This is a genomic window from Pseudoalteromonas sp. (genome assembly GCF_018402495.1).
GTDB lineage: Bacteria > Pseudomonadota > Gammaproteobacteria > Enterobacterales > Alteromonadaceae > Pseudoalteromonas.
Genome location: NZ_JAGYIU010000002.1, coordinates 52557 through 64660, shown reverse-complemented (window position 1 = coordinate 64660; position 12104 = coordinate 52557). Strand labels below are relative to the sequence as shown.

The 12104-nt window shown below is 39.2% G+C and carries 9 protein-coding genes; 5 read left to right on the top strand and 4 right to left on the bottom strand.

The features are described 5' to 3' along the window. Positions 1-65: 65 nt before the first annotated feature. On the top strand, positions 66-3239 hold the full coding sequence (locus KG708_RS05795; RefSeq protein WP_213608532.1) for an amidohydrolase family protein: 3174 nt from the start codon (positions 66-68) through the stop codon (positions 3237-3239). Between the two features lie 144 nt (positions 3240-3383). Here KG708_RS05795 and KG708_RS05790 read toward each other — a convergent pair whose 3' ends face one another. Beyond that, a complete protein-coding gene (locus KG708_RS05790) occupies positions 3384-3737 on the bottom strand; it encodes a hypothetical protein (protein ID WP_213608531.1) in 354 nt (117 codons plus the stop codon). Positions 3738-3887: 150 nt separating this feature from the next. Between KG708_RS05790 and KG708_RS05785 the strand changes: the two genes are divergently transcribed. Beyond that, positions 3888-4640: a Nif3-like dinuclear metal center hexameric protein gene (locus KG708_RS05785; protein ID WP_213608530.1), complete on the top strand. Its 753-nt coding sequence runs from the start codon at positions 3888-3890 to the stop codon at positions 4638-4640. 344 nt (positions 4641-4984) lie between these two features. Beyond that, positions 4985-5560: a VTT domain-containing protein gene (locus KG708_RS05780; RefSeq protein WP_213608529.1), complete on the top strand. Its 576-nt coding sequence runs from the start codon at positions 4985-4987 to the stop codon at positions 5558-5560. Between the two features lie 154 nt (positions 5561-5714). Here KG708_RS05780 and KG708_RS05775 read toward each other — a convergent pair whose 3' ends face one another. From KG708_RS05775 to KG708_RS05765, 3 genes are all read right to left on the bottom strand, one after another. After that, on the bottom strand, positions 5715-6479 hold the full coding sequence (locus tag KG708_RS05775; protein ID WP_301003321.1) for a YdcF family protein: 765 nt from the start codon (positions 6477-6479) through the stop codon (positions 5715-5717). A gap of 54 nt (positions 6480-6533) precedes the next feature. Next, positions 6534-7421, bottom strand: coding sequence for a LysR family transcriptional regulator (locus KG708_RS05770; RefSeq protein WP_213608527.1), 888 nt, complete (start codon positions 7419-7421; stop codon positions 6534-6536). Between the two features lie 243 nt (positions 7422-7664). Then, positions 7665-10034 (bottom strand): EAL domain-containing protein, encoded by a 2370-nt coding sequence (locus KG708_RS05765; RefSeq protein WP_213608526.1) that lies wholly within the window; start codon positions 10032-10034, stop codon positions 7665-7667. Between the two features lie 207 nt (positions 10035-10241). Between KG708_RS05765 and pyrC the strand changes: the two genes are divergently transcribed. Further along, positions 10242-11282 (top strand): dihydroorotase, encoded by a 1041-nt coding sequence (gene pyrC / locus KG708_RS05760; RefSeq protein WP_213608525.1) that lies wholly within the window; start codon positions 10242-10244, stop codon positions 11280-11282. 424 nt (positions 11283-11706) lie between these two features. Next, complete coding sequence (locus tag KG708_RS05755; RefSeq protein WP_004588138.1) at positions 11707-11910, top strand: cold-shock protein; 204 nt, start codon at positions 11707-11709, stop codon at positions 11908-11910. Positions 11911-12104 lie beyond the last annotated feature (194 nt).

Here is a 12104-nt window from a genome sequence, read left to right as displayed (position 1 = left end):
CCAGCGTTTTTGTTGCAATCATGAAATAAGAGCAATACACAGCAACAATAATAAGTGAGATAAGCATGAAGAAAATGCTGCAAACAGCGCTTGCGTTATCGGTTTCATTGGCATTAGGCTACGCACACGCAGAGAAAACGGATGAAAACAAATGGCAGGTTGATTCACCTAAAGGACAATTTGTAGACGCATCAATTAATGTAGAGCAAGGCACATGGATGAATGTCGATATAAGTCCCGACGGAAAAAGTATCGTATTTGATTTACTGGGCGATATTTACACCATGCCAATGAGTGGTGGTAAAGCGACTAAAATAACCTCCGACATTGCATGGCAAATGCAGCCGCGCTTTAGCCCAGATGGCAAGCACATTGCTTTTACATCAGATCAAGACGGTGGTGACAATATTTGGATAATGGATGTTAACGGCGAAAACCAAACCGCCGTCACTGACGAAACATTTAGATTACTCAATAGCCCTGCGTGGAGCCCTGATGGCGATTATTTAGTTGCACGTAAGCATTTTACCGCCAGTCGCTCGCTAGGCGCGGGTGAAGTTTGGCTTTATCACAAAGCCGGCGGTAAAGGGGTGCAACTGACTAAACGTGAAAACGATCAAAAAGATTTAGGTGAACCCATGTTTTCACCGGATGGTCGTTATGTTTATTTTTCTCACGATGCAACCCCAGGTAAAACCTTTCACTATTCAAAAGACTCGGTTGCCGGTATTTATAAAATTAAGCGTTATGACCGTGAAACAGGCGACATAGAAACCATTATAAGTGGCATGGGCGGGGCAATAAGACCGACGCCGTCGCCAGATGGTAAAAAACTAGCGTACATAAAGCGTGATGACTTTCAAACCAGCCTGTACTTATATGATTTAACCAGTGGTGAGCATACTAAGCTATACGACAAGCTAGAGCGCGATATGCAAGAAACGTGGGCGATTCATGGCGTATATCCGACTATTGCGTGGACCCCAGATAACGAAGAGCTGGTATTTTGGGCTGGTGGCACCCTTCATAAACTTAATGTAGATAATAAATCAGTCAGCGATATTGCATTTAAAGTAGACACCACGAAAAAAATTCAAAAAGCAGTGCGTTTTACTCAAAATATCGACACTGATGAGTTTGATGTAAAAATGCTGCGTAATGTGCAAATTAGCCCTGACGGTGAAACCGCACTTTTTGAAGCATTAGGCTATATTTACAAGCGCGACTTAGAATCAGGAAAAATAAAGCGCTTAACTAAGCAAACCGATCATTATGAGTTATTCCCGCAGTATTCTCGTGATGGCAAAAGCATTGTTTACACCACGTGGGATGATAACGAACAAGGCACCGTGCGTGTCGTCTCTGCACGCAGTGGTCGTGGCGACACTATTACACAAGAGCCGGGCAAATACGTAGAACCTACTTTTAGCCCAGATGGTAAAACTGTGGTGTATCGCAAGGCCAGTGGTGGCAGTATTTTAAACCCTAAGTGGTCACTGCATCCTGGGGTATACAGTGTTAGTGCTAAAGGCGGAAAAAGTGAGCTTATTTCTAAAAGTGGCTATCAGCCTCAGTTTGGCAGTGCCAACGATCGTGTTTATATTATGAGCCCTTGGCCTAAGCCGACATTGAGTGTGGTAGAACTTGAAAGTAAAAAAGTACGTAAACTGTATGAGTCTGAGCACGCCACTGAATTTAGAGTCTCTCCTGATGGTAAGTATTTAGCTTTCGCCGAGCGTTTTAAAGTATTTGTTACGCCGTTTGTAGAGCGCGGCAAAACGATAAGTATTGGGCCTAAAGATAGCCAATTTCCAATTGAGCAGCTATCTGTACGCGCCGGTGAAAACATTAGCTGGAGTGCCAACAGCAATAAACTGTATTGGACACTGGGGCCTGAGCTTTACCATGCCAGTTTAGAGGGTATGTTTGCGATTAATAAAGCCGATGATAAAGACGTTAAAGTAAAAAGTGGTACTAACATTGGCTTTAGTAAGAAAATGGCTGAACCAGAGGGCATGATTGCATTAACTGGTGCTAAAATTATTACTATGGAGGGTGAAAAGGTTATTGAAAATGGCGTGATCATTACCGATGGTAAACATATCAAAGCCATTGGCTCTGTTGCAGATATTAGTATTCCAAAAAATGCTAAGGTCATTGATGTAACAGGTAAAACAATTATGCCTGGCATTGTAGATGCCCATGCTCATGGCTCACAAGCCAGTGATGAAATTATCCCGCAGCAAAACTGGAAAAACTTAGCAGGTCTTGCGCTGGGTGTTACTACTATTCACGACCCATCAAACGATACCACTGAAATATTTACCGCGAGTGAAATGCAAAAAGCAGGGATGATCGTTGGTCCGCGTATTTTCTCTACCGGTACTATTTTATACGGCGCGAATATGCCTGGGTATACCTCGCATATTGACTCATTAGATGATGCTAAATTTCATTTAGAGCGTCTTAAAAAAGTGGGTGCGTTTAGTGTTAAATCTTATAACCAACCGCGCAGAGAGCAGCGTCAGCAAGTTATAGAAGCAGGGCGAATGCTTGAAATGATGGTAGTCCCTGAAGGGGGCTCATTATTACAGCATAACTTAACTATGTTGGTGGATGGGCACACGGGCATTGAACACTCGCTTCCTGTGGCAAATATTTATGACGATATTAAACAATTATGGTCACAAAGTGATGTGGGTTATACACCGACATTAGGCGTTGCTTATGGCGGTATTTGGGGTGAAAACTACTGGTATGATAAAACGGATGTATGGAATCATCCGCGCTTAAGTAAGTTTGTACCTAAAAACCAATTACTGCCACGCTCAATGCGTCGTGTTAAAGCGCCCGATCATCATTATAATCATTTTAATAATGCTCGTGTTGCTGCAGAGCTCCAAGATTTAGGTGTATTAGTTAATCTAGGGGCGCATGGTCAGCGTGAGGGATTAGCTGCGCATTGGGAAATGTGGATGTTTGCCCAAGGTGGTATGACCTCATTGGAAGCAATTAGAGCGTCGACGCTCGATCCAGCTAAATATTTAGGCCTAGATAAAAATGTGGGTTCATTAGAAGTCGGTAAGCTGGCCGATTTAATTGTAATTGATGGCGACCCACTGAAAAACATTCGCGACTCCGACAAAATTGATTACACCATGATCAACGGCCGTTTGTTCGACGCAGCAACCATGAACGAAGTGGGCAAAAAGCAACGTGAAACATTATTTTTTGAATAATGTGTTTGTTTTTAGTAACAAGCGGCTATTTAGCCGCTTTTTTATACTGTATTTGCCTTATTATTTTGTGGTTAACTAAGTTAAGTTATAAGACATAAAAAAAACCGCTTAACGCGGTTTCTTTTATGCAAAGCACTGGGCAAGTTACACAACACCGCGCGGTAGGCGACAATCGTGATCTTTACGAGCAAGCTCAACAATCCAAAGCTCTTCTGCTGTATAGCCTTCTTCGTTTTGTGTGATCACGGTGAAAGGCGCTTTTTTCTGTGCTTTTACAGGAGCTGCTTTTTTAGCAGGCGCTTTTATTGCCGCTTTTTTTGTAGACTTGCCAGAGCTTAATTCTTTAGTCAGCTCTGCTACATCAGCTAGGCGTATATTCTTGCCGCCATCAATGCTGTACCAGCCAGGTTTAGTCGTTATTTCAGGTTTTTTACCGTTGGCAGCTTCATATGCAGCTTCAAAGGCAGATAACACTTCTGTTTTGTCTAGTTTGCTCATCAGAGACCCTATACGTTGTTTTCACAGATAAAGAAGAGGTATTTATACCTATTTTAGAATGTTTTTTCAATTTTTTGCGATTTTCCTTTCATTTTTAGCTTATAACCGCCAAAATTTGCACAAAATTCAGTGCAAAGTAAGGTAAGTGTTATGCAACGTAGAGAATTTAGCCAACTATTGAACACTCTGCTAAAACCAGAGACGATTAACGATTTTTGTCCAAATGGACTTCAGGTGGAAGGCAAAAATAAGATACACACTATCGTAACCGGTGTAACGGCAAGCCAAGCACTTATTGATGCTGCAATTGAAAAAAATGCCGATGCAATTCTAGTACACCATGGTTATTTTTGGAAAGGCGAATCACAGCCTATCACTGGCATGAAAAAACGCCGTGTGGCGGCACTCCTTGCTAATAATATTAACTTATTTGCATACCATTTACCTTTAGATATTCATCCTGAAATGGGTAATAATGCGCAGCTTGCAAAATTACTCGATATTCAAATTGAAGCGGGTTTAGAGCCTGTTAATAATAGTGTAGCGATGAAAGGGCGATTAAAAGTGCCACTATCAGGGCAGGAATTTGCAGATAAAATCCACCAAGTGCTTAATCGCAAGCCGCTAACGAGTTTAGTACGCAAAGATAAAATAGAAACCATTGCCTTATGTACCGGAGGCGGGCAAGGGTATATTGATTTAGCTGCCGAGCAAGGTATTGATGCTTACTTAACCGGTGAAGCATCAGAGCAAACCATTCATAGTTCACGTGAGCAAAATATCGACTTTTTTGCCGCAGGTCATCACGCCACCGAGCGCTACGGTATCAAAGCGTTGGGTGAATACCTAGCCGATAAACATAGCTTTGATGTGACATTTATAGACATAGACAATCCAGTGTAACCACCTAACTTAAAAATAATATTATAAATAACCTATTTGTAACTTATTTCGGGTAGGTTATTTTAATCTAGGGTTCTAAATAGCTAATTTAGCAAACTATGGTAAGCCAGTATGTTGATTTTCTATATATCCGCATACACTTTTATTCATTTTGTGAATTAATTATTTTTTGGCTTTATACATTCAAAAAATTGAGTAAGCATAATAGGTGTCAATTTACGCTTAAAGCCACGATTACATCCATTCTTATATTGCAAAAAACACAGATCCTTCACTGTACTTATCTCGTTTAAATTACAATGTTAGTTTGTTCGCTACCAAGGTAGTTACTTTAAAGGAATAAAATGGAAGGGGTATTAGCTTTAATTCAGCAGTACGGGTTGTTGGTTTATCTGTTACTTTTTGGTTATTGTGCCTTAAAAAGTGGTTGGCTCCCCTTGTTCGCAGGCTATGCTGCACATACTGGCGCACTTGATGTTGGTTTTGTTGCTTTGGTTGCTTTTATGGGGGGATATTTAGGCGATGAATTACGTTTTGCCTTAGCAAGAACATATGGGGTTTCATGGCTTGAAAAACCAGGCCGCCTTGGTCGATTATTTAAAACAGCCAGTGAGCTTGCTGATCGTTACGGCATAGCCTACATTTTTTTATATCGTTATCCCAAAGGATTACGCACTATTGGCGCTCTTCCCGTAGGGCTTACAACAATTAGTTGGCGTTTTTTTAGTTTGTTAAATGGATGCTCTGCATTGTTATGGGTTATTGTTTTAGTCGGTGGAGGCTACACTTTCGGTGCTACTTTTGATGCTTTGGGTATTGAGAATTTAACAGCACTGAGTCTATTATTTCTGTGCATATTTTTAGTAACACTGTATCGGCTTTGGAATAAAACAGCTGAGGCAAAAACCCACCAAGAATAACAAAACAACCAACGCTATTTTTTAGTTAAAGATGTCATATTAGCCAAATAAACGAATATTCAGTTTGATTTTTTCATAACAACCCCCTGTGTAAAACGCAAATAATTGCGGTTTTTTAGGGGGAATTTACGCAGCGTAATAAGCGTTAACTTAATTAGAGTGCTTCAGGGTTAATTGTACGGCGTACATTTATCCACGCATTGCCAATAACTTCATGAGCATACTGGGTGACTACTAGTAATGCTTTTGCATTGGGTATGAGTTGTTTATACCAAGGGAAAGCGGCAAAGTTGTGGTAGTCGGTTGCGGCAGGGATAACGTTAATGCCTTGCGCATTAAATAAATTTTTTGCTCTGGGCATATGGCTTACTGAGGTGACTAAAGCGACCTTGTAATCAACGAGTTTTGAGGCTAAAAGTTTTGCCTCTTGGGCGGTATCCATTGCGTTTGGATTTTGCACAATACGATTTTTATTAATACCTAAGCTAATCGCGGTTTTATACATTAACGCACTGTTGATGACTTTTTCATACCCCCCACCTGAAACAATCAGTTGCGCATGGGGATAAATGTTAGCAAGTCTCATTCCTTCCACCAAACGGGTTAACGCACAACTACCTAACTGGCTGTTAGCACTTAAAGCAGGGTTGGGGTTTATGTCACAGCCAAGCACCACAATTTTATCTATATTGGGGTGTTTAAGATAATTAAATGCCAATGAGGTTGGTTGGCTATTTTTAATCAGTAAGTTGGCCACCAAAGGGGTGCTGGCAAGTAGCAAGGTTACAAGGCTCATTAAAGATAAAGCGATTGTGACCTTTCGTTGTTTGAGCGCAAAAATAAGTAATATTAGGCTTACTAAACCCAACAAAGGTAACGGCATGAGCAAGCCGCCCAGTATTTTTTTTAGTTCAAACATAATGAGCAACATGGTTAAGTATATTTATTAGCATGTTACTCATAAGTTTAAGGTTTATCGACCGTTATTTAATTTACAAGTATTTAAAAAGTGGCGATAAACCGGGTTGTCTTTCATATCTTTTTTCATCGCTAAGTACATTGGACGAGTTAAACCAAGCGCGCCAAGTGGAATTGACTTAATTAATCCTTGGCTTTCGTACGGGGTAACCAGCCAATCGGGTAAAGCCGCCACACCCATGCCTGCACTGACTAATTGAAATATAAGTAAACCTTGGTCAACCGTTTTAAGCGTGCCGTCAAAGCGTGCATTTTGAATAAAGTACTTGAATATATCTTGGCGCTCACGTGGGATCGGGTAAGAAATAATTGTTTCGCTTTTTAAATCAAGTGCGGTGACATAGGCTTTTTTTGCTAAATCGTGATCCGGTGCCACAATAAGCTTAAGTTTGAAGTCAAATAAATGGGCGTATTCTAGTTTGTCAGGGTCACGTACATCCGATGTAAGCACGAGATCTAATTCATCATTTAATAAGTCTGGAATGGCGTCATAACTAAAGCCACGTTCGTAATCAATTTTTATATCAGGCCAAAAGTTATTAAATTCTTTTATGGTTGGTAATAACCAATGAAAACAAGCATGGCATTCAACGCTTAAACGCAGCTGTGAGATTGGCTGGTTTAAACTTTCTTTGAGTCGACACTTGGTGGCTTCTAATTTAGGTAATATTTCGTGTGCTAATTCAAGTAATAACATTCCTTGGGGGGTAAATCGCACTGGTTGAGTTTTACGCTCAAATAATTGGCAGTCTAATTTGTTTTCTAAATCCTTGATCTGATGTGATAAAGCTGACTGAGTTAAAAATAGCTCGCGAGCTGTATTAACTAAAGAACCCGTCTCTTTAAGGGTGGCTATAGTTTTGAGGTGTTTAATGTCAATCATCTTTAATAAATCTCATGAGTATGGTGAGTATTGCTTAGACTCATTACATACTACGCTTATACAAAAACCGTTTCAACGTCTGGATGGCTATGAAAATACAATTTAATCTATTTTTTACTATAAACATTAAGTTTTTTAACTTTGTATGGTCAAATTACAACTGGTTGCTTGTTTGTTGTTGAATTTAACTCATGTTGTTTATAATCTTATAACAATTTTATTGGCCGTTCTCTTGGAAAGTAATTAAAGAGGGCTATTTATTAATAAAATAGCGTCTTTTGCTCTCACTGGCTTAGACTTTAAAAAACCTTGGCCATAATTGCATTGCGTTTTTTGCAAAATAGCGAGTTGCTCAGGACTTTCTATGCCTTCTGCGATAACAATAAGATCCAATGAAATAGCTAACGTTAAGATGGCATCAATCACTGGGTTGGCTGTGGTTTTTATGTTATCGATAAAGCTTTTATCAATTTTAAGGACATGAATGGGTAGTTGATGTAAGTAACCTAGGGCAGAGTAACCGGTACCAAAGTCATCTAAACAGAGCAATACTTTTAAAGGTGATAGTCCTTGGATAATTTGTGTGGCCAATTCTAAATTTTCAATTAATCCCGACTCGGTTATTTCTAAGCACAATGAGCCCAAGGGCAGTTGGTGCTTTTTATAGATTGCATGAAGCTGATTAACAAATTCTAAACTTGCAAAGTGGCGAGATGAAACGTTAACTGTAACACGTAAAAAACGATGCCCTTGTTGTTGCCATAAAGCAATATGGCCAGCTGCAAGGTCTAGCAAATGCAAGTCTAAGTTGATAATTTGCCCCGTTTTTTCTGCAATAGGGATAAAGTCACCTGGCGATACGAACCCTTTTCGTGGGTGATGCCAGCGCACTAATGCTTCAAACCCCATTATTTCTGCGCTGTTAATGCTAAAAATAGGCTGGAAATAAAGTTCAAATTCATTGTGCTCAATACCGTGTTGTAAATCGTTTTCAAATTCGGCATGTGTTTTTAATTTATTACGCATGACATTATTAAAAAATTTAACCTGACCGCGCCCTGATGACTTTGCTTCATACATAGCTGCATCCGATTGTTGTAATAAAACAAATGCTTCGTCATTTGCGTTATCACTAAATGCAACACCAATGCTGGTAGAGGGTTGCAGTAGATGACCATCAATATTAACAGGTTTAGAAAGGGTGGCTTTAATCCGTGCTAAGGCATCATTTACTTGCTCTTTATGGCTAAGATTTTCCATAAAAATAGCAAACTCATCGCCGCCTAAACGAGAAAAAGTATCGGTATTGCGAACTGTTTGGGTTATTAGTTTACATATAGCAATTAAAAAGTGATCGCCTACTTCGTGGCCTAAAGAATCATTAATACTTTTGAAACGATCAAAATCGAGGTAGAGCAGGGCATGAAAAGTACCTTTTTTAGCGCGGTTTAAGCGTAATATCGCATGCTTCATTCTCTCTATTAGTAGCGAGCGATTAGCAAGACCCGTTAATTCATCATGTAGTGCTTTATGTTCGAGCGCTTGGCGAGCTAGATGCCTGTCTATTACCATACTTATTTGTCGGCTCACATACGTTAATAATGAGCTATCATGTTCATTGTAGTAGTGTTGTTTGTTATAACTTTGTACAACAATAACGCCACTGATGTGCTCATTGACTTTATAGGGCACACCAAGCCACGATTCTGCCTGCTCGCCGACTAATTTAAAGTGGCCTTGAGCTATGTGCTGCGAATATTGCGCTTTGTTGAGAAGTAGTGGCCGCTCGTTAAGCAATAAGTAATAAGAGGCTGTTTCTTTTAATTGAGCTTTTGAGATGATTTTATGTGTATTTGTTTGTACACCGCCTTCAACGGTATAAACAAAATCCAGGATATCGCCTTTTTTATCATACAAAGCAATAAAAAAGTTACTCGCATTAAGAAGGCTATCGATAATTACATGCAGCGATTTAAAAAAGGTATCTAAATTCTGTGCTTTATAAGTTAAGTTGGCTATTTGTAATAGGCTGCTTTCTAGTTTTTGCGCATTATTAAGCTGTCGAACGGTATCTTGTAAGCTATTGACGGTGTTAACTTGGTTTATTTTTGCGCTTAATAAGTGAGCTACGGTGGTTAAAATTTCTAAATGAGAACTGGTAAAGTAATTTTTTATTGGATGTTCGCAGTCAATAACACCGAGTACTTTATCTTTATATATTAAAGGCACACATAGCTCTGACTGTGCAGGGCGTTCATCAGCAATATAACGGCTGTCTTTAGTTACATCGCCTATTATTAAAGCCTGCCCTGTTGATGCTGCATAGCCCGTTATTCCCTCATTAAAGCGGATTACCTTTCGCTGGGACTGATAACGGGTGTGTTCACTTTCAACCCCCATAGAGGCCACTTGATTTAGCGTAGACTGGCTGTCATCTGCTAAATAAATAACACAGTCAACAAACCCAAGCCGGTTAACAACGTGTGTAGTGACGTAACTAAAAAGCGCTTCTAGTGTATTGAGCTGAAGTAAACTTGAGGAAAACTGATTAATAATGCTCAATTGATCCGTTTTAGTTTCGAGCGCTTTGGAAGTATCGATACTGTTCGACATAAGCAACGAAGTTAAGCCTTATTTTATTTATTAAAGGATCATACGTTAACCTAATATTAACCTTTTCACAAAATAAAAGACTCAATAAGCCTACATCAGCTGTAAAGTATACTTTATATGAAACCGGTAAGGATTATTTTTAATAAGCCCTTTACTCGAAAACACCATATGCCTATGATCAGTTAACTTAAGCATTAGGACTTTACGATGACGAGCAAAAAGACAACTCTAACGATTACCAGACCAGATGATTGGCATGTACATTTACGCGATGGCGATCAGCTAAAAGACACGGTACGTGATATCAGCCGTTACATGGGTCGCGCGATTATTATGCCAAATTTAGTACCGCCAGCTACCTGTACAGAAACTGCATTGGCTTATAGAGAGCGAATTATAGCTGCTAAACCGCAAGGTCAGTTTGAACCTTTAATGGTGCTTTATCTCACAGATAAAACAACACCTGACGAAATAAAAAAAGCAAAAGCGACCGGTAAAATATTTGCAGCCAAACTCTACCCTGCGGGTGCAACCACAAATTCAGATTCAGGCGTAACATCGGTTAAAAATATTTACCCTGTATTAAAAGCAATGGAAGAAGTTGGCATGCTTTTACTTGTCCATGGCGAAGTAACTGACTCGTCCATTGATATATTTGACCGTGAAAAAGTATTTTTAGACACTATTTTAGGCGACGTTGTTGCTGACTTTCCTGAACTTAAAATTGTTCTTGAACACATAACAACAAAAGATGCTGTAGAATTTGTCGAAAATGCGTCTGATAATGTCGCGGCCACCATTACTGCGCATCACTTGCTCTATAATCGTAACCATATGTTAGCGGGGGGCATTCGCCCACATTATTACTGCTTACCTATATTAAAGCGTAACATTCATCAGCAAGCACTCATGGCTGCAGCAACCAGTGGCAATAAAAAATTCTTCTTAGGCACTGATTCAGCGCCACATTATAAAAATAAAAAAGAAGCTGCATGTGGTTGTGCTGGTGCTTACACCGCGCATGCTGCTATAGAATTATACGCAGAGGCGTTTGAAGAGGCGGGGGCGCTTGATAAGTTAGAAGGTTTTGCAAGCCACTTTGGTCCAGATTTTTATGGCTTAGCGCGTAATAAAGATACTATTACCCTAGAAAAAACGCCTTGGACAGTCCCAGCAAGCTACTCATTAGGTGGCTCTGAAGTCGTTCCTATTAAAGCCGATGCTGTTATTGACTGGCAAGTTAAATAGTTGATATTTATAACATTACCCTTTAAAGCCATCTTACTCTTAAGGTGGCTTTTTATTTTAAATTAAATCAAAAAACATAAATACACGCCATATTTTAAAACAATTATGTTCTGTATATAAAAAATACAATTTTTTGCATGTTATTTTCTATAAAAATTAAAAGGTTACGCAGTCGTTACTAAAACAACACATCTTGAAAAATAAATCCCAATTAATAGAGCTAAAAAAATATTAATGTGTTAACCTTAAATTGCTTTGAGTTTTTGCGTATTGAATTACGGTATTGTGCTGCGTTTAAGGTTACCGGTTAGGTTATTACTTGTTCCTGTACTATCACCTCCAGTTTTTTGGGCATTGACTCAGGGAGGATATTGCCATAAATATATGGCTGAATTTTAATTATTGACTTACAGGAAAATTTAGTATGTCGGTTACTGGTAAAGTAAAATTTTTCAACGAAGCTAAAGGCTTTGGTTTCATTGAACAAGAAAATGGTCCTGACGTGTTTGTACATTTCAGCGCAATCACTGGTTCTGGTTTTCGCACTCTTAGCGAAGGTCAAGCAGTGACTTTCAGCATCAAGCAAGGTCAAAAAGGCCCTGAAGCTGAGAACGTAGAAGTAGCATAATTTATTATGTGGACCTAAGTTCATCGTGGTGAAACACTAACCTGTTTCACCATAATTAACCAAAAACTGTTTTAACCTTCTGTACTGCCTTTCATCTTTAAATATCCATTTACTAAGTTTTAACTTCTTTATCGTTGCTTAACTATAACTTTTTGTGCGTTAAGTACGTTATTAGCTAACCACACCAATTTTAT